The organism is Streptomyces sp. NPDC032721, assembly GCF_055579625.1.
Map to the genome: position 1 here is coordinate 437,978 of NZ_JBVIMX010000002.1, position 16,850 is coordinate 454,827.

Consider the following 16,850-nt stretch of genomic DNA (forward strand, 5'->3'; position numbering starts at 1 on the left):
GTGGAACAAGGAAGAGAGAGCAACGACGTGGTGTGGTCCGGTAGTTGGGTGGCCGAACGGCTGGGCGTGGAGCTCGTCGGGCACGGCCACGGAGACGAGCACGCCGGTGCGGGCACCGGATCCCCGGGTGTCTCGGGTGCCACGGGCCCCTCGGGCGGTGAGGAACTGGCCGGCCTGCTGGGGCTGGCGCTGCGCCGCAACCCCAAGCGGGCCCACCTCCTCGTCTCGAACATCCTCGGCAAGCACGTCCCGCAGAAGCCCTCGCTGGTGTACGGCGCCGGGCTCGCGCTGGGCCGGCGGGTGCGCGAACTCCTGGGCGAGCGGGACGCCGCACGGGCGGTCGTCCTCGGCTACGCCGAGACCGCGACCGGCCTGGGCCACTCCGTCGCCGACGGCCTCGCCCTCGCCCCCTACCTCCACTCCACCCGGCGCCCGGTCGCCGGAGTCGCGACGGCGGGCGGATTCGAGGAGTCCCACTCGCACGCCACCTCCCACCTGCTGCTGCCGGAGAACCCCGGACTGCTCACCGGGGACGGCCCGCTGGTGCTCGTCGACGACGAGTTCTCGACGGGCAACACCGTCCTCAACACCATCCGGGACCTGCACGCCCGCCACCCCCGCGAGCGGTACGTCGTCGTCGCCCTGGTCGACATGCGCTCCCCGCAGGACCACGACCGCCTCACCGACTTCGCCGCCGAGATCGGCGCCCGCGTCGACCTGATCGCCCGCGCCTCCGGAACGGTCCGCCTGCCCGAAGGCGTCCTGGCCAAGGGACAGGACCTGGTGGCGGCAGAGGAATCCAGGCAACAGCAGCCGCAGGAGCCGCAGCAGCCGCCGAACGGCCTGCCCGGATCCCCGGATTCCCCCGCATCCCCCGAAGCGGCCCCCGCGCCCGAGAGCGCCCCCGAGGCCACGTCCGCCCCCGAGGTGGTGCGGGTGGACCTCGGCTGGCCCGTCGGCGTCCCCGACGGCGGACGGCACGGATTCCTGCCCGAGCACCGAACGGCCCTTGAGGCGGCCCTCCCCGGCATGGCCGCCAGGCTCGGCGACGCACTGTCCGGCCCGGACGCCGGAGCCCGCGTGCTGATCCTGGGATCCGAGGAGCTGATGTACGCGCCGCTGCGCATCGGCGAGGCCCTGGAGCAGCGGACCGGAGCGGACATCCGCTTCTCCACCACCACCCGCTCGCCCGTACTCGCCGTGGACGACCCGGGCTACGCCATCCGCACCCGGCTGGTCTTCCCCGCCCACGACGACCCCGCCGACGGCCCCGGCGAGCGCTACGCCTACAACGTCGCCGGAGCCGGCTTCGACGCCGTGGTCGTCGTCGTCGACTCGGTCGCCGACACCTCCGCGCTGCACGCCCCCGACGGCCTCCTGGCCCGCCTCGCCGCGCACACGGACCGCGTCCTGCTCGCGGTCCTCCCCTCGTACGTCCCCCGTCCCTCCCCGCCCGCCCAGGAGCCGTCCGTGCCCGAACCCCGCCCCGGTCTCCTCCCCGAGCCCCTCAGGGGGCCCGCCTTCTCCTCCTACGCGCCGGAGGACGTCGGCTGGCTCCTCCAGGACCTTTCCGACCTGACCCTGGAGGCGCCCACGGAGGAACGCGAGGAGGCGATCCAGGCGGGCGGCGCGCACTACGCGGAGTCGCTGCCGGTCGAGTACCAGCCGACGGCCGAGTACCAGGAACTGTTCCGCTCCGCGCTGGAGGAGTCGGCGGCCCGGATCGCCCAAGCCGTCGGCACCGTCACCGAAACCGTCCTCGCCGAGCGCTCTCCCCGCCCCGTCCTGGTCTCGCTCGCCCGGGCCGGCACCCCCGTCGGCGTACTGATGCGGCGCTGGGCCCAGTACCGGCACGGCCTCGACCTGCCGCACTACGCGGTGTCCATCGTCCGGGGCCGGGGCATCGACGCCAACGCCCTGCGCTGGCTCGCCGCCCACCACGACCCGGCGGACGTCGTCTTCGTCGACGGCTGGACCGGCAAGGGAGCCATCACCCGCGAACTCGCCGACGCGATAGCCGAGTTCCACAAGGACGCGGGCATCGACGACACCCTCCACGGCTTCGACCCGGAGATCGCGGTACTCGCCGACCCCGGCTCCTGTGTCCGCACCTTCGGCACCCGCGAGGACTTCCTCATCCCGTCCGCCTGCCTCAACTCCACGGTCTCCGGCCTGATCTCGCGCACCGTGCTCCGCTCCGACCTGGTCGGGCCGGACGACTTCCACGGCGGGAAGTTCTACCGGGAACTCGCGGACACCGACGTCTCCGGGCTCTTCCTCGACACGATCGCCGCCCGCTTCGACGAGGTGACCGACGCCGTCGACACCGAGGTCAAGGCACTCCAGGGCCGGGACCGCACCCCCACCTGGGAGGGCTGGGCCGCCGTCGAGCGGATCAGCGAGGACTACGGCATCCATGACGTCAACCTCGTCAAGCCCGGAGTCGGCGAGACCACCCGCGTCCTGCTGCGGCGCGTCCCCTGGAAGATCCTCGCCCGACGCGGCGCGGGCAGCGACCTCCGCCACGTACGCCTCCTGGCGGAACAGCGCGGCGTCCCCATCGAGGAGGTCGACCACCTCCCGTACACCTGCGTCGGACTCATCCACCCCCGCTTCACCCGGGGTGCGACCGGCGTCGACGGCAAGGCGGTCGACACCAAGTGAGCACCCTCCCCACCCCCGGGACCGGACCCGTACTGGTCGCCAGCGACCTCGACCGCACCCTGATCTACTCGTCCGCCGCCCTCGGCCTGCGCATGCCCGACGCCGAGGCACCACGCCTGCTGTGCGTCGAGGTCTACGAAGGCAAACCCCTCTCCTACGTCACGGAGACCGCCGCCGGACTGCTCACCGAGCTGGCGTCCGGCGCCCCCGGCACGCTCTTCGTACCCACCACGACCCGCACCCGGGAGCAGTACCACCGCATCCATCTCCCGGGCCCCGCACCGCGGTTCGCGATCTGCGCCAACGGCGGGCACCTCCTCGTCGACGGCGTCACCGACCGGGACTGGCAGGAGCAGGTCACCCGGCGGCTCGCCGACGAGTGCGCCCCGCTCGCCGAGATCCGCGCCCATCTGGCCCGTACGGCCGACCCCGGCTGGCTGCTCAAGGACCGGGTCGCCGAGGACCTCTTCGCGTACCTGGTCGTCGAACGCGCCCTGCTCCCCGACGGCTGGGTCAAGGAACTCGCCGCCTGGGCCGCACCACACGGCTGGAACGTCTCCCTCCAGGGCCGCAAGATCTACGTCGTGCCCGACCCGCTCACCAAGAGCGCCGCCGTCGTCGAGGTGGCCCGCCGCACCGGTGCCACGCTCACCCTCGCCGCCGGGGACTCCCTGCTCGACGCGGACCTCCTGGCGGCCGCCGACCTCGGCTGGCGCCCCGGCCACGGCGAACTCGCCGACGCCGGCTGGAGCTCCCCGGCGATCACCGCCCTGCCCGAGACCGGGATCGCCGCGGGAGAGGAAATCCTGCGGCAGTTCATTCGCGCGGCAGACCGGCACCGGCCCGCTCGCTGACAGCCGTCCCGGAGCCCGTCCGCTCCAGGCGCCTGCGCCCCTTCCTCTTCCTGACCACCCGGACCACCACGAAGGCCAACACCGCGAGCCCCGCCACGACCAGGACCACCTTCGAGTACACGGACACATAACCCGACACCTCCTCCCAGTTGTCGCCCAGCAGATACCCGGCAAGCACGAACAGGGTGTTCCACACCGCGCTGCCCAGCGTGGTGAGCCCGAGGAACACCGGTATCGGCATCCGCTCGATCCCCGCGGGCACGGATATGAGGCTGCGGAAGATCGGGATCATCCGGCCGAACAGCACCGCCTTCGTCCCGTGCTTGGCGAACCACGCCTCCGTCCGCTCGATGTCCGCCACCTTCACCAGCGGCAGCTTCGCGGCTATCGCCACCGTCCGCTCGCGCCCGAGCAGCGCGCCCACCCCGTACAGGGCGAGGGCGCCGATCACCGAACCGGCCGTGGTCCACAGCAGGGCCGCCCACAGGCTCATCTGGCCCGTCCCCGCGGCAAATCCGGCCAGCGGCAGGATCACTTCGCTCGGGAGCGGGGGAAAGAGGTTCTCCAGGGCGATGGCCAGGCCGGCGCCGGGCGCCCCCAAGGTGTCCATGAGGGTGTTGATCCACTGAGGTGCGCTGCTTTCGATCATGCCTTCCACGCTAGTGAACCGAGCCTGAAGGCACACTGAAGGAAACCGCAGGATCGACTGCGGTACACCGCAGGAGAAGACTGCGGTTTCCCGCAATGTGCGGGCCGGACCCGCCGGGCTACCTTCGGATCATGAAAGCGTTGGTGCGAAGGGGAGTTGAGCTCGCGGCGGGGCTGGCGCTGGGCGCCTGCACGGCGCCGTTCGAGCTGGCCCTCACCCTGATCGCGGGAATCGTCCTGCTGCCCGTCCTGGCCTGGCGGAGGGGGCGGCGAATGATGCTGCGTCCCCTGTGCGCGGTGGCGATACGGCTGGCCGCGGTGGAGCGGACCCGGCTCGCCTCCCTGCTCGACATCCGGGTCTCCGCCGCGTACGACGGCACCCAGGCACTGCGGTACCTCACCGTCCGCTGGATACCGGGCCTGCTGGGGGCAGTTGTCCTCGCGTACGTGGTGGCGGGCGCGGGCTTCGGCACCTTCTTCGCCTACGGCTGGCTGATCGAGGACATCGACAACCCGCTCACGGTGGCGTACTCCAGTGCCGCCGGGCTCCTGCTCTTCCTGCTCTCCTTCCAGGGCGTCTTCGGACTGGCCGTCCTGGAGGGAAGGCTGGCCCGGCACTTCCTCGGCCCCAGCAACTCCTCCCTCCTGGAACACCGCATCGCCGAACTCGCCGCCAGCCGCGCCGGGGTCGTCGAAGCGGTCCAGGACGAGCGCCGGCGCATCGAGCGGGACCTGCACGACGGAGTGCAGCAACGGCTCGTCGCCCTGGGCATGCTGATCGGGCGCGCCCGCCGGAGCCAGGACCCCGAGCGTGCCCGCCACCTGCTGCTCCAGGCGCACGAGGAGAGCCGGCGGGCCCTCGACGAACTGCGCGAGGTCGCCTGGCGGGTGCACCCCACCGTGCTCGACGAGGCCGGTCTGCGCGCGGCGGTGGAGACCGTCGTCTCCCGCGTCCAGATGCCGGTCCTGGTGCACTACGAGGGCTTCGACACGGAACCGCCGCCCGCTGCGGCCGGCGTCGCCTACTTCGTGGTCGCCGAGTCCGTCACCAACGCCGTCAAGCACGCGGGCGCCTCCATGCTCCGGCTCCAACTCGACTGGCGCGGCAGCCTCCTGAAGGTCAGCGTCGCGGACGACGGGGCGGGGTCCGCCGACCCGACCGGCGGAGGACTGATAGGACTCGGCAGACGTGTCGCCGCCCTCGACGGCAGGTTCGCGGTCGACAGCCCGCCCGGCGGCCCCACCACCATCACCGCGGAGATCCCATGCGCGTAATCCTGGCCGAGGACTCGACCTTGCTGAGGGAGGGACTGGTGAGACTGCTCGCCGAGGAGGGGCACGAGGTCCTCGCCGCCGTCGGGGACGCCGAAGCACTCCTTGCCGCAGTCGAGGAAAACCCGCCCGACGTGGTGGTCGCGGACGTCCGGATGCCACCCACCCACACCGACGAAGGACTGCGTGCCGTCCTCGACATCCGGGGCCGCCGCCCCGGGGTCGGGGTGCTGGTCCTCTCCCAGTACGTCGAGAAGAGGTACGCCACCGAACTGCTCACCGACGCATCCGGCGGTGTCGGCTACCTCCTCAAGGACCGGGTGGTCCAAGTCGACGAGTTCCTCGACGCGTTGGAACGGGTGGCGGCAGGGCAGGCGGCATTCGACGAGGAGGTCGTCCGGCAACTGGTGCGGCGTTCCAACGGCAGCGATCCGCTGTCCCGGCTCACCGAGCGCGAGCGCGAGGTCCTGGGCGAGATGGCCCAGGGCCACACCAACCCCTCCGTGGCGAAGCGGCTGCACATCTCGCTGAGCGCCGTGGAGAAACACGCCAACGCCATCTTCGACAAGCTGGGGCTGAACCAGAGCACCGGTTACAGTCGCCGCGTTCTGGCCGTACTCAGATACCTGGGGAGCAGTGAATGACCAAGGGCAACAGCACCACGATCACCACTGAGTTGTACGACTACGTCCTGGCCAACAACCCGCCGCTGGACGCTGTCCAGCGCGAGCTGATCGACACCACCTACACACGCTTCCCCGCCGAAGCGGGCATGCAGTCGGCGGCGGAGCAGGGGCCGCTGCTCGCGTTCCTGGTCCGGCTCACCGGAGCCCGGCACATCGTCGAGGTCGGCACGTTCACCGGGTTCTCCACCCTGTCCATGGCACAGGCGCTGCCCGCCGACGGCACCCTGATCGCCTGCGACGTGTCGGAGGAATGGACCGCGTACGGGCAGGAGGCCTGGGCCAAGGCGGGGGTCGCCGACCGGATCGACCTGCGGATCGCACCCGCGCTGGACACCCTGCGGGCGATGCCCGCCGAGCCGCACATCGACCTCGTCTACCTGGATGCCGACAAGGGCAACTACATCGCGTACTGGGAGGAGTTGGTGCCCCGGATGAACCGGGGCGGGCTGATCGTCAGCGACAACGTGCTCTTCCACGGCGCGGTCGTCGACCCGGAAGCGACGGGGAGCGCGGCCGCCATCAAGGCGTTCAACATCCACGTGGGGGAGGACGAACGGATGGAGAGCGTCATGCTGCCGGTCTCGGACGGCATCACGCTCTCCCGCAAGCGGTGACCCGCTTAGGCTGTCGCGGCTAGCCGCAGCACCCACCGCCGCAGCAGCCGCCACCACCGCCCGACGGGGCGGGACCCGAGGTGGCGGCGCTGCCGCCCACGGCCACCGCGGAGAGCAGCTTCACCGTGTCCTGGTGGCCGTCCGGGCAGACGGCGGGTGCGCCGGACTCCGCCATGGGGCGGGTCAGCTCGAAGGTGGAGTCACAGGGCCGGCAGCGGTACTCGTAACGGGGCATGGCACCAGACTAGGCGGTGCGCCTACGCTCCCGCGCCCCGCTCCTCGCGGATCTCCGAGACGACCCGGGCGACGGTCCGGCGTACCGCCTCGGTCTCCGTGAGGAAGTGCCAGTAGTCCGGGTGACGGCCCTCCAGGGCGGTGATCGCACGCTCCAGCCGGGCCACCGCGTCGTCCAGCGGACGTGCGTGGCGCGGATCGGGGGTGTGCCGGCCCGCCATCGCGAGGCGCTGCGCGTCACGGATGGCGAAGCGGGTGCGCTGGATCTCCTGCTCCGGGTCCTTCGACACGGCGTTGAGGCGCTGCAGACGGTCGCCCGCCGCGGAGACCGCCTCGTCCGTGCCGTTCAGCAGCGCCCGTACGGTGCTCAGCAGCGAGGTCGCGTCGGGCCAGCGCTGTTCGTCCCGTGCCTTCGACGCCTCCTTGAGGCGCTGCTCGGCCAGCGTCACGTTCTCCCTGGCCTGGGCCGGGACCTGCTGGAGGTCCTGCCAGCACGCCGCGGTGAAGCGCCGCCGCAGCTCGCTCAGCACCGGGTCGACCTTGCCCGCCCGGGTGGTCAGGGCCTGCGCGCGGGTGCGCAGCGACACCAGGCGCTTGTCGATCTCGGCCGCCCGCTCCGGCAGCCGCGCCGCCTCGGCCCGTACCGCCTCGGCGTCCCGCTGTACGTGCTCCGCGCGGGCCAGGGTCTCGGGCACTCCGTGCTGCCCGGCGCCCTGGTTCAGCCGGGTCAGCTCGGGGCCCAGCGCCGCCAGCCGGGCCGCGAGGTCGTCCGCCCGCAGCCCCGCGGCTCTCACCGCGTCGAGGGCGTTGCTCGCCGCGAGCAACGACTGCCGGGCCCGCTCCACCGCGGGGGCCAGCCGGGCGAGCTGCGTCTCCGCCTTGTCCAGCAGCGGCCCGAGCCCCTGCTGGAAGCGGTCCAGCTCGCCCTTGACCCGTACCAGCTCGTCCTTGGCCCTGCCCAGCTCGGCCCGGGCGCGCGAGGCGTCACCCGCGTCCAGATCGTCGCGGTCCAGGTCGTGGGCATCGACAGCCGTGATGTACAGGTGACTGACCTCGTCGATGCGCTGCCCCAGCGAGGCGAACTGCTGCGCCGTGCGCTGCGCGGCCGGGGAACTGTCCACCGCCGTGATCGTCTCGATCGAGATCCGCAGGTCGCGCTGCGCCGTGTCCAGCTCGTAGAACGCCGCGGCGGCCGCGTCCTTCGCCGCCTGCGCGTCCGCCCGCGCGCTCTCGTTCCGCCCGCCGAACCAGCGCCGGGTGCCCCCGCCCGCGAAGGACAGGGGCAGCGCGGCAGCGGCCACGGCGATCAGCGGAAGCGGCAGGAGCGCCAGCGCCAGCACGTCCCGGAAGGCACCCGGACCCGTGCGGGGACCGGGTTGCGGAGAGGTCCCGGGTTCCGGACGGCGTTCTCCCCGACGGCTTACTCGCTGCGTGTGCTGCGCGTGTGTCGCCGTCACATCCCTCTCCCGTGCTGTGTCCGCCCTGCCTGGTTCATTGTCCCACCAGGTAATGACGAACACACGGCCCGGTTAGTTCGCGCTTTGGAGGGTGACTTCGCCGTTGTCGGTCTTCGCCTTCACGTGGTGGGGGCTGTTGTCGGACTTCTGGACGTCCACCGTCACCCCGCCGTTCTGGGTGCTGGTCTCCACCTTGTACGTCGCCTTCGGGAGGGAGACCTGGACGGAGCCGTTACTGCTCTCGGTGTCCACCAGGTCGGGTACGACCGTGAACCCGAGCTCGATCTGGCCGTTGTCGGTCTTCGCCTTCACCGACTTCGTGCCGATTCCCTCGCCCTTGATCTCCCCGTTGTCGGTCTCCAGGTCCAGCTTGCCGCGCACGTTCTTGACGATGATCTCGCCGTTGTCGGAAGTGACCTTCAGATCGGTGTCGAAGTCCGTGGCGTGCACGGCGCCGTTGTCGTCGTCGACCGTCACCGCGACGCCGCGCGGCACCTTCACCTTGTGCCGGCTTTCGCAGTTCGCCGACAGGCCCTCGCAGTTCACCAGCAGACGGAGCTTGTCCCCCTTCAGCTCCCACACCGGGTCGGGCCCGCTCCCCAGGAACACCCAGCCGTCCACCTGCCGCTCGACCTCGATGTCCTTGACGTCGGCGGGCACCAGTTCCAGCCGGGTACTGTCGCCCTCGATGTTCAGCGCCTTCCCGCTGAAGGGGAAGGACTTCTTCTCCACCGGTGCGTCCGAAGCCTCCGCACCGCCGCAGCCGGTCACGGCGAGCGCCAGGAGCACGGCCCCGCCGGCGGCGAGAAGAGCGCGGTTCTTGGTTGCTTTCCGGACTGACATGGTGGTGTTCCCCCTGCTGCAAGCGGTCGGTGTGGACCTCACTCTAAAAAGAGGTGTGCACCCGGGACGATCCGGGCGCCCACCGGATCGGGGGTAGGGCTAACCCCCGCACCGCGTCCGGCCACCCCATCCGACCGCGCCCCGTGCCCGACCTGACCTCGGCATCCGGATTGCGGAGCAGCCCGCGCGGCCATGTACGCTGTTGCCTCGTGCCCGGGCGCGTAGCTCAGGGGTAGAGCGCCGCCCTTACAAGGCGGATGTCGGCGGTTCGAAACCGTCCGCGCCCACCAGGAAGAACGTCGAAGGCCCCGACCTGACCAGGTCGGGGCCTTCGACGTGTCCAGGGGATGCGTGGCCTGGTCAGCGGGCCTTGGTGTACGTCAGGGGTTCTGCCGGGCACTCGGCCGCCATGGTGGTCAGGGCGGTGTGTTCCGCCTTGTCCGCGGTGAGGCGCCAGCGGCTTTTCACCGCGGTCCATTCGGCGACGTAGCGGCAGTCCGCGCTGTCGTCGGAGGGCTCCCAGTGGGCGGGGTCCTGGTCGCCCTTGTGGCGGTCCTCCGCCGCGGTGATCGCCGCGAGGGTACGGGGGTCCTCGGTGTCGTTCGCGAACCGGCGGCGGTCGTCGGGGGACCAGGTGCCCGCGCCCGAGCGCCAGGCCTCGGCCAGCGGGACGAGGTGGTCGACGGCCAGGGCGGTGGGGGAGGTGTGGTCCTTCTTGTCGTAGTACGAGTGCCAGGCGCCGCCGGTGAGGATGCAGCGGGTGTCGGCGGCCGGGGGTGTGGTGGCCTCCTCCAGGAGGACTTCGGCGCGGGTGTTGCAGCCGTCCTTGTCCTCGTCCGTCCAGTGCGTGAACTCGGTGGCGGCGTATCCGGCGGGGGCGTCGGTGGCCTGCGGGAGGGCGGCGAGTGCCTTGTGGAGCGTGGTGGTGACGGTGACGGGCGGGGCTTTGGGGGCGGCAGGAGGGGGTGGGGCGGTGAGGAGGAGGGGCAGGAGGAGCAGGGCGGCGGTCTGCACGGTGGGTGCCTCCGTCTCGTACGGGCTACGGACCGGTCAAGTCGTAGCCGTACGGCGCGCGCGACGTGCCGTGAGCGGCGGAGGGTCACCCGATGGAGATCAACGGGCTGACGGCGGGCCGTTGTCAGTGGGGCTGGCTACGGTTGTTGTATGTGCCGCAGCATCAAGACGCTCCGTCCGCCCGCCATTCCCGAAGAGGCCACCGAGGAGGAGATCGCCGCCGCAGCTCTGCAGTACGTACGGAAGATCTCCGGGTTCCGCGCGCCCGCCGCGCACAACCAGGCGGTGTTCGATCAGGCCGTGGGGGAGGTGGCCGAGGCGACCGCCAAGCTGTTGGCGGGGCTGGAAGTGCGGGGGCGCCGCACCACGTAGGCCGCCAGCGCTCCGGCGACGAACAGGGCCAGCACCGACAGGCCGGTGCTCAGCCAGCTCGCGCCCAGCCACTGGCCGCCGAAGTAGCCGAGCCCCACGCTGTAGACGGCCCACGCGACGCCCGCCAGGGCCGACCACGGGACGAACTCCTTCGCCGCGCGGTGTGCCGCGCCCGCGCCCAGCGAGACCACCGACCGGCCGGCCGGTGCGAAGCGGGCGATCACGACGAGGATGCCGCCGCCCCGGCTGAGAGCGGTGCCGAGACGTTCCTGCGCGGCGGTCAGGCGGCGGGAGCGGGCAATGGCCGCGTCCAGCCGGGCACCCCCGCGCCAGGCCAGCCGGTAGGCCGCCACATCGCCGAGCAGCGAGGCGGTGGCCGCGCACAGGGCCAGCAGGAGCAGGTCGGGAAGGTCCTGGGAGAAGGAGTCCGGGACGGTGGCGTTGGTCGCGCCCGCGGCTGCCGCGGTGGAGGCGGTGATCACCAGGACGCCGCTCGGCAGGATCGGCAGGAACACGTCGAGGACGATCGAGACGGCGATCACGGCGTATATCCATGGGCCGCCGGTCAACGACCCAAGACTCTCCAGCACTGCGGACTCCCCGATTGGTCAGGACAACGCCGCGACGTCGCATGGGGAGCGGCAGGGGCGGCTTAACAGCGATCCAGCCTACGCCCGGTGACAGGGCCGAAAGGCCCCCGGGACGGGTGATGTCGGGGAGATCACGTCGCGGGGCGGGCGGGTGTGACGGCCTTCACGGCAGCCCGGTGCGCGACGGTGCGCCGTGGGTGCGCAGTGGAGCGAAGTGGCTCCAGGAACGAGTGAGGGCCGGTGCGCCGGGGCTGTCCGGTCCGCCGAGCGGGAGCGGTCCTGACAGCCCCGGCACACCGGCCGGGTCACGAGGGTCAGGCGGCGGCAGCGGTGGCCCGCTGCTCCTCCGGGCGTACGGCCGCCTGCGAGCGGCGGCCCGCCAGCAGCCCGTCCAGCGCGGCGGCGCCCGGCCCGGTGAAGATCAGCAGCAGGAACACCCAGCAGAACATCGCGGAGGCCTCGCCGCCGTTCTGCATCGGCCACAGTGCCTCCGGCTGGTGCATGACGAAGTACGCGTACGCCATCGACCCGGAGGAGATGAACGCCGCCGACCTGGTGAACAGGCCGAGCGCGATCAGCGTCCCGCCGACCAGCTGGATCACCGCGGCGTACCAGCCGGGCCAGGCTCCGGCGGGGACGGTCGCGCCGGTGCCGCCCGCGCCTCCCAGCACGCCGAAGAGCGACGCGGCGCCGTGGCACGCGAAGAGCAGGCCGGTGACGAAGCGGAACAGGGCGAGGGCGTACGGACGGGACTCCGTCAGCCGTGCGGACAGCGCGTTCGACGGGGAGGAGGTGGGAGGAGCGTCGGGAGGGGTCATGGGTGGGGGACTCCTTCGGTCGGCCGGGGAAGGCCTCGCGGGCAGTGGGGACGTCGTGCGGACGCAGCCCGAAGGGGGACGTGCGATGCCCAGGAGGTTAGGTAACCCTCACTGTACTTGCAAGTTCAACATTCCAGTCATGGCCGGTTTTAGCTCCCAAGTGGCGCTTCTCTTACGCCAATTGACTCCTTTGTGTCAGTCGTGTGTCAGATTTGTGGTCATCGCGGTCGTCAGGCGTGCCGGGCCGTTCCCCTTGTTCCCGCCGCGGATCCGTTGTGCCTGGTCCAGGCGCAGTTCGGCAGTCCGGCCGCGCAATGTCAGGGTCATCAGCTGGTTCCCGAACCAGGGGCCGCCCGTCCGCCGCCAGCGCAGCACCGCACGCTCCAGCCGGCCGTGCCGGGCCAGCCGCCGCCCCAGCCGCTGCCCCGTCGCGCTCCAGCCGAAGCGGAACCCGAGCTTGATCGACGACGGGATGCCGTTGTGCACCGGCGAGCAGGTCAGCTGGAAGACCCTGGCCGTGTCCGGCACCGCGTCCGCCGGCCAGTGGGTGGGCTCGGCGATGTACGCGTGGTGGACGTCCCCCGACAGCACGCACACCGTCGCCGGGGCGCCGGGCCCGCTGCCCGCCTCCGCGATCAGCCGGGCGAGCCGCTCGAAGGAGGCCGGGAAGGCGGCCCAGTGCTCCAGGTCCGAGCGCCTGCGCAGGTCCTCCGCGAACCGGGCCCAGCGCCCGCCCCGCACCCCCGAGGCCAGCGCCGCGTTCCACCCCTCCGCGTCGTGGATCAGCGGCGGCAGTAGCCAGGGCAGCGAAGTGCCGATCAGGAGGTGGTCGTACGGGCGGGAGTCGTCCAGCGCCTGGTCGGCGAGCCAGCGCGCCTCGTCCTCGTCGAGCATCGCCCGCGCGCCCTCCTTCAGGACCCGCGCCGCCCGGGTGTCCACCATCAGCAGCCGTACGGAGCCGAAGTCGCGCCGGTAGCTCCAGCGCACGCACGCCGGGTCCTGGTCCGCGCGGGCGGCGAACCGGCGCAGGGCGTCCGTGCCGTCGGGCGTGGCGCGCACCGCCGCGTACAGCTCGTCGGTGTCCAGCTCGGCGGGGGAGAGGTTGCCCAGGTGCTGGTAGACCCAGTACGACATCAGCCCGCTGAGGATGCGCTCGTTCCACCACGGGGTGGCCCGCATGTCGGCGACCCAGGCGGCGCTGGTGTTCCAGTCGTCGATGACGTCGTGGTCGTCGAAGATCATGCAGGTGGGGACGGTGGACAGCAGCCAGCGCACCTCCGGGTCGAGCCAGGACTCGTAGTAGAGGCGGGTGTACTCCTCGTAGTCCGCGACCTCCACGCCCGGCGGCTCGCGCAGATCGCGGCGCGCGGCCAGCCAGCGGCGGGTGGCCTTCGATATCTCGTCCGCGTACACCTGGTCGCCGAGCAGCAGGAGCACGTCCGGTCGCTCGCCGCCGGGGTCGCTCGCGATGCGCGCCGACAGGGTGTCCAGGGCGTCCGGTCCCGCCGGGTCCTTCTCGCCCTCGGCGGGCGCCGCCCAGCGGCAGGAGCCGAAGGTGATCCGGGCCGTGTCCGCGTGCGGCAGCGGGGTGTTGATGGTGCTCGGCGGGAAGCCGGAGCCGGGCAGCGGCCACACCGGGGTGCCGCCGAGCCGCACCTCGTACGGCGTCGACGTGCCCGGGCGCAGGCCGGTCACCGGGATCAGCGCGTAGTGGTGGCCGGATATCTGGAAGGTCTCCGCCGTGCCCCCGCCACCGCCCTCGCAGACGACCTCCGCCGTGCAGGGCCGGTCCGCCTCCACCCAGACGGTCGCGGCGTCGCCGGCCTCCCAGTCGACGTACCTCAGTACTGGTCCCAGGCGCAGCCCGGTCATGTGTCCTCCTCCGTCGTCCCCCGTGCGGGGCCAGCCCCGTACGGTACGGAACGACGGAGGGGAACGGGTAAGTTCCGCGCGTCAACTTGCTGTTGACCTTGCCGTTGACGGTGGCGGCGGCCGTGCCGGTCACCGCGTCGGGGTCAGCAGTTCTTGAGAACACCCTCCAGGGCGGTCTTCTCCGCCTGGTCGACGGTGAGCTTCCAGTGGTGCTTCACGTGCACCCACATCTGGGCGTACGTGCACTTGTACGCGGTCCGCGACGGCAGCCACTCCGCCGGGTCCTGGTCGCTCTTCGCCTGGTTCACGTTGTCGGTGACGGCGATGAGCTGCGGGCGGGTCAGGTCGTTGGCGAAGGCCTGGCGGTCGGAGGTCGTCCAGGCCTTGGCGCCCGAGCGCCACGCCTCGGCGAGCGGAATCATGTGGTCGATGTCGACGTCGGAGGCGGCGGTCCAGGTGGCACCGTCGTACTCCGAGTACCAACTGCCCTTCACGGCGGCACACTTGTCGTCCTGCTGGACGTCCTTGCCGTCCCGCTTGAGGACGACCTCGCGGGTGTTGCAGGCGCCGGACTGGGTGCTCCAGTGCGGGAACTTCTCCCGGCTGTAGCCGTCCGAACTGCCCTCGGCCTGCACCTTCAGGGCGGCGAGGTAGGTGCGGGCGGTGGCCGCGTCGACCGGCGGGGGCGGCGAGGCGGCGGCGGTGGGGGTGGTGACGAGGAAGCCGGTGACCGCGAGGGCGGCGGCACCGCCCGCGACCGGTATGCGACGCGCGTAGAACTTCGCGGAGCGGGTGGAGGCATGGCGTGACATGTGAACTCCCGTGATGTGGGGGGAAGTCGAGCCACGCGTCCCGTCAACTCCCGCGCGGCCCGGCCATCGTGGCGACGCCGGGTTTCCGGGAGGCGTGCGCCAGGTAACAGCGTGGCGACATGGGCACGTCATATCAAGGGATTCACCGGATCCACCGATCCGACACCGGGTGGACACGGGGCCGACACCGCAGGGGAGTTGGCGGCCGTCGGCTCGTGAGGTGCGGCCCTTCTTGGAGATCTTGGAGCGCGGCCTGCCTGGAGCGGGGCCTGCCTAGGGTGGGGCCGTGCTGCTCCCCGTCAACCTCACCCTGGGCGCCGTCCTCGCCGTACTCCTCGCCCTCGCGGTCACCGTCGCCGCCTGCGCCCGGCTGTCCGCCGACTCCACCCGCGCGCAGGGCCGCCGCGTCGCGGTCGCCGGAGCGCGGGCCACCGTGCAGCTCGCGGTCGTGGCGCTGGCCATCGGCTGGGTGGCCCGCTCGGGGTGGCTGCTGCTCGCGTTCCTGCTGCTGATGTACGGGGTCGCCGTACGCACCGCAGGCCGCCGGATCACCCCCAACGGCACCTGGTGGTGGGCGGCCGTGCCGATCGGCGCCGGGGTGGCGCCCGTGGTCGCGGCCCTCCTGCTCACCGGCCTCGTCCCGCCGAGCGGCATCACCCTCGTCCCCGTCACCGGCATTCTCATCGGCGGTGCGCTCACCGCGACGGCGCTCGGCGGGCGGCGCGCGCTGGACGAGCTAAAGGTGCGGCGCGGCGAGGTGGAGGCGGGGCTCGCACTGGGGCTGACCGACCGGGACGCGCGGCTGGAGGTGGCCAGGCCGGCCGCGTCGGACGCGCTCATTCCGGGGCTCGACCAGACGCGGACCGTGGGGCTGGTCACGCTGCCGGGCGCGTTCGTCGGGATGCTGCTGGGCGGGGCGTCACCGGTGATGGCGGGGGTGGTGCAGCTGTTCGTACTGGTGGCGCTGCTCGCGGTGCAGGCGGTGGCGGTGGCGGGGGTGCTGGAGCTGGTGGGGCGGGGGAGGCTGCACCGAACGTGAGGGGCGTGGGGGGCATGAAGGGCGTGAGGGGCGTGAGGAGCTTGAGGGGCGCGCTCGTACATCTGTCCCGTATCCTGTATCGAGCAGAAGGGGAGTAGCTCTTCGCCGGACCGTCGACATACTGCTGAGCACGCTCAGCCGGCGCCCGGAGGCGGGTGGGGACTCAAGGGTCCCGTCCGCCAGCGAGACCTTCGGCCGCAGTTGTACTCGAAACGTTTTCGATGCCGCTGCCGTGCCGAAGCGACCCCGGAAACAAGCAGGTCTCTCGGCGGGCAGCCCGACCGATTGAGGAAACCTCATCCCATGATCAGCTTCACCATCATGGCCATCACCTTCGGGACCGTGTTCCTGGCCGAACTCCCCGACAAAACGGCTCTCGCCGGTCTGATGCTCGGCACCCGCTACCGCGCGAGCTACGTCTTCGTGGGTGTCGCCGCCGCCTTCCTGGTCCACGTCTGCATCGCCATCGCGGCGGGCAGTGTGCTGACCCTGCTGCCGCAGTGGATCGTGCAGACGGTGGTGGGCGTGCTGTTCCTGGTGGGAGCCCTGGTGCTCCTGCTGAAGAAGAGCGATGACGACGAGGAGATCAAGCCGCCGAAGGACCAGTCCTTCTGGAAGGTCTCCGGCGCGGGCTTCATGCTCATCCTGATCGCCGAGTTCGGCGACATCACCCAGATCATGACGGCGACCCTGGCCGCCCGTTACGACAACCCCGTCTCCGTCGGCATCGGCGCGGTGCTGGCGCTGTGGGCGGTCGCGGGCCTGGGCATCGTCGGCGGCCAGGCGCTGATGAAGCGGGTGCCGCTGCGGCTGATCACCAAGGTGGCGGCCTGTCTGATGCTGGTGCTGTCGGCGTTCAGCCTGTACGAGGCGATCGCGGGCTGAGCCGCGAGTGGTCGCGTACGCACGCGAGAGGAGTGGTGGCGTACGTACGTGAGACGAGTGGTGGCGTACGTACGTGAGAGGGGCGGGGGGGGGGGGGGGGGGGGGGGGACCCCCCCCCCCCAACACCCCGACAAAAACACCGCCCAACAACGACGTTTCATTCCATTGAACCTCCC

General features: G+C 71.7%; 17 protein-coding genes and 1 tRNA gene. 9 read left to right on the forward strand and 9 right to left on the reverse strand.

What is annotated here, in order from left to right:
* Together ACZ5PB_RS08165 and ACZ5PB_RS08170 are read left to right on the forward strand one after the other, a co-directional pair.
* Positions 1 to 2,664: a phosphoribosyltransferase gene (locus ACZ5PB_RS08165; RefSeq protein WP_468688858.1), complete on the forward strand. Its 2,664-nt coding sequence runs from the start codon at positions 1 to 3 to the stop codon at positions 2,662 to 2,664.
* On the forward strand, positions 2,661 to 3,518 hold the full coding sequence (locus ACZ5PB_RS08170) for an HAD family hydrolase (RefSeq protein WP_468688860.1): 858 nt from the start codon (positions 2,661 to 2,663) through the stop codon (positions 3,516 to 3,518). The genes ACZ5PB_RS08165 and ACZ5PB_RS08170 overlap by 4 nt, the downstream gene beginning before the upstream one ends.
* Here the strand turns inward: ACZ5PB_RS08170 and ACZ5PB_RS08175 are convergent.
* Positions 3,481 to 4,167, reverse strand: a complete 687-nt coding sequence (locus ACZ5PB_RS08175; RefSeq protein WP_468688861.1) for a DedA family protein — start codon at positions 4,165 to 4,167, stop codon at positions 3,481 to 3,483. The genes ACZ5PB_RS08170 and ACZ5PB_RS08175 overlap by 38 nt on opposite strands.
* Before the next feature lie 131 nt (positions 4,168 to 4,298).
* Here ACZ5PB_RS08175 and ACZ5PB_RS08180 point away from each other — a divergent pair, with 131 nt between their 5' ends.
* Genes ACZ5PB_RS08180 through ACZ5PB_RS08190 form a run of 3 tightly spaced genes read left to right on the forward strand, consistent with a single transcriptional unit; the run spans position 4,299 to position 6,738 of the window.
* The gene (locus tag ACZ5PB_RS08180; protein WP_468688862.1) at positions 4,299 to 5,441 is read left to right on the forward strand and encodes a sensor histidine kinase; all 1,143 of its coding nucleotides are present in this window, start codon (positions 4,299 to 4,301) and stop codon (positions 5,439 to 5,441) included.
* Positions 5,432 to 6,082 (forward strand): response regulator transcription factor, encoded by a 651-nt coding sequence (locus tag ACZ5PB_RS08185; RefSeq protein ID WP_468688864.1) that lies wholly within the window; start codon positions 5,432 to 5,434, stop codon positions 6,080 to 6,082. Before ACZ5PB_RS08180 ends, ACZ5PB_RS08185 begins: the two co-directional genes overlap by 10 nt.
* Positions 6,079 to 6,738, forward strand: a complete 660-nt coding sequence (locus tag ACZ5PB_RS08190) for an O-methyltransferase (RefSeq protein WP_468688866.1) — start codon at positions 6,079 to 6,081, stop codon at positions 6,736 to 6,738. Before ACZ5PB_RS08185 ends, ACZ5PB_RS08190 begins: the two co-directional genes overlap by 4 nt.
* Positions 6,739 to 6,757: 19 nt before the next feature.
* Here ACZ5PB_RS08190 and ACZ5PB_RS08195 read toward each other — a convergent pair whose 3' ends face one another.
* The 3 genes from ACZ5PB_RS08195 to ACZ5PB_RS08205 form a co-directional block, all read right to left on the reverse strand.
* Positions 6,758 to 6,973, reverse strand: a complete 216-nt coding sequence (locus ACZ5PB_RS08195; protein WP_468688868.1) for an FmdB family zinc ribbon protein — start codon at positions 6,971 to 6,973, stop codon at positions 6,758 to 6,760.
* A gap of 22 nt (positions 6,974 to 6,995) precedes the next feature.
* Positions 6,996 to 8,312: a hypothetical protein gene (locus tag ACZ5PB_RS08200; RefSeq protein ID WP_468688870.1), complete on the reverse strand. Its 1,317-nt coding sequence runs from the start codon at positions 8,310 to 8,312 to the stop codon at positions 6,996 to 6,998.
* 189 nt (positions 8,313 to 8,501) lie between these two features.
* On the reverse strand, positions 8,502 to 9,272 hold the full coding sequence (locus ACZ5PB_RS08205) for a DUF4097 family beta strand repeat-containing protein (protein ID WP_468688872.1): 771 nt from the start codon (positions 9,270 to 9,272) through the stop codon (positions 8,502 to 8,504).
* Positions 9,273 to 9,487: 215 nt separating this feature from the next.
* Here ACZ5PB_RS08205 and ACZ5PB_RS08210 point away from each other — a divergent pair.
* Positions 9,488 to 9,562: transfer RNA gene (locus ACZ5PB_RS08210), tRNA-Val, on the forward strand.
* A 70-nt stretch (positions 9,563 to 9,632) separates the two neighbouring features.
* On the opposite strand, the gene ACZ5PB_RS08215 is transcribed toward ACZ5PB_RS08210, so the two are convergent.
* On the reverse strand, positions 9,633 to 10,286 hold the full coding sequence (locus ACZ5PB_RS08215; RefSeq protein WP_468688874.1) for an HNH endonuclease family protein: 654 nt from the start codon (positions 10,284 to 10,286) through the stop codon (positions 9,633 to 9,635).
* Between the two features lie 150 nt (positions 10,287 to 10,436).
* Here ACZ5PB_RS08215 and ACZ5PB_RS08220 point away from each other — a divergent pair, with 150 nt between their 5' ends.
* A complete protein-coding gene (locus ACZ5PB_RS08220; protein ID WP_468688876.1) occupies positions 10,437 to 10,658 on the forward strand; it encodes a DUF2277 domain-containing protein in 222 nt (73 codons plus the stop codon).
* On the opposite strand, the gene ACZ5PB_RS08225 is transcribed toward ACZ5PB_RS08220, so the two are convergent.
* The 4 genes from ACZ5PB_RS08225 to ACZ5PB_RS08240 form a co-directional block, all read right to left on the reverse strand.
* On the reverse strand, positions 10,580 to 11,248 hold the full coding sequence (locus tag ACZ5PB_RS08225; RefSeq protein WP_468688878.1) for a DedA family protein: 669 nt from the start codon (positions 11,246 to 11,248) through the stop codon (positions 10,580 to 10,582). The genes ACZ5PB_RS08220 and ACZ5PB_RS08225 overlap by 79 nt on opposite strands.
* Positions 11,249 to 11,562: 314 nt before the next feature.
* Entirely contained in the window at positions 11,563 to 12,021 is a 459-nt protein-coding gene (locus ACZ5PB_RS08230) for a DoxX family protein (RefSeq protein WP_468688940.1), read from the reverse strand.
* Between the two features lie 240 nt (positions 12,022 to 12,261).
* Entirely contained in the window at positions 12,262 to 13,938 is a 1,677-nt protein-coding gene (locus tag ACZ5PB_RS08235; RefSeq protein WP_468688879.1) for an alkaline phosphatase D family protein, read from the reverse strand.
* A gap of 143 nt (positions 13,939 to 14,081) precedes the next feature.
* On the reverse strand, positions 14,082 to 14,750 hold the full coding sequence (locus ACZ5PB_RS08240) for an HNH endonuclease family protein (RefSeq protein ID WP_468688881.1): 669 nt from the start codon (positions 14,748 to 14,750) through the stop codon (positions 14,082 to 14,084).
* A 286-nt stretch (positions 14,751 to 15,036) separates the two neighbouring features.
* On the opposite strand from ACZ5PB_RS08240, the gene ACZ5PB_RS08245 reads away from it, so the two are divergent.
* Both ACZ5PB_RS08245 and ACZ5PB_RS08250 read left to right on the forward strand, forming a co-directional pair.
* Positions 15,037 to 15,789 carry an ABC transporter permease gene (locus ACZ5PB_RS08245; protein ID WP_468688883.1) on the forward strand — a complete coding sequence of 251 codons (753 nt, stop codon included), beginning with the start codon at positions 15,037 to 15,039 and terminating at the stop codon, positions 15,787 to 15,789.
* A gap of 303 nt (positions 15,790 to 16,092) precedes the next feature.
* Positions 16,093 to 16,674: a TMEM165/GDT1 family protein gene (locus tag ACZ5PB_RS08250; RefSeq protein WP_468688885.1), complete on the forward strand. Its 582-nt coding sequence runs from the start codon at positions 16,093 to 16,095 to the stop codon at positions 16,672 to 16,674.
* The last annotated feature ends 176 nt before the right edge of the window (positions 16,675 to 16,850 follow it).

What these genes read in the sequence shown, in the direction of transcription:
- ACZ5PB_RS08175 (WP_468688861.1), bottom strand. Translation starts at nt 4,167, where the DNA reads ATGATCGAAAGCAGCGCACCTCAGTGGATCAACACCCTCATGGACACC.
- ACZ5PB_RS08180 (WP_468688862.1), top strand. Translation starts at nt 4,299, where the DNA reads ATGAAAGCGTTGGTGCGAAGGGGAGTTGAGCTCGCGGCGGGGCTGGCG.
- ACZ5PB_RS08185 (WP_468688864.1), top strand. Translation starts at nt 5,432, where the DNA reads ATGCGCGTAATCCTGGCCGAGGACTCGACCTTGCTGAGGGAGGGACTG.
- ACZ5PB_RS08190 (WP_468688866.1), top strand. Translation starts at nt 6,079, where the DNA reads ATGACCAAGGGCAACAGCACCACGATCACCACTGAGTTGTACGACTAC.
- ACZ5PB_RS08195 (WP_468688868.1), bottom strand. Translation starts at nt 6,973, where the DNA reads ATGCCCCGTTACGAGTACCGCTGCCGGCCCTGTGACTCCACCTTCGAG.
- ACZ5PB_RS08205 (WP_468688872.1), bottom strand. Translation starts at nt 9,272, where the DNA reads ATGTCAGTCCGGAAAGCAACCAAGAACCGCGCTCTTCTCGCCGCCGGC.
- ACZ5PB_RS08220 (WP_468688876.1), top strand. Translation starts at nt 10,437, where the DNA reads ATGTGCCGCAGCATCAAGACGCTCCGTCCGCCCGCCATTCCCGAAGAG.
- ACZ5PB_RS08235 (WP_468688879.1), bottom strand. Translation starts at nt 13,938, where the DNA reads ATGACCGGGCTGCGCCTGGGACCAGTACTGAGGTACGTCGACTGGGAG.
- ACZ5PB_RS08240 (WP_468688881.1), bottom strand. Translation starts at nt 14,750, where the DNA reads ATGTCACGCCATGCCTCCACCCGCTCCGCGAAGTTCTACGCGCGTCGC.
- ACZ5PB_RS08250 (WP_468688885.1), top strand. Translation starts at nt 16,093, where the DNA reads ATGATCAGCTTCACCATCATGGCCATCACCTTCGGGACCGTGTTCCTG.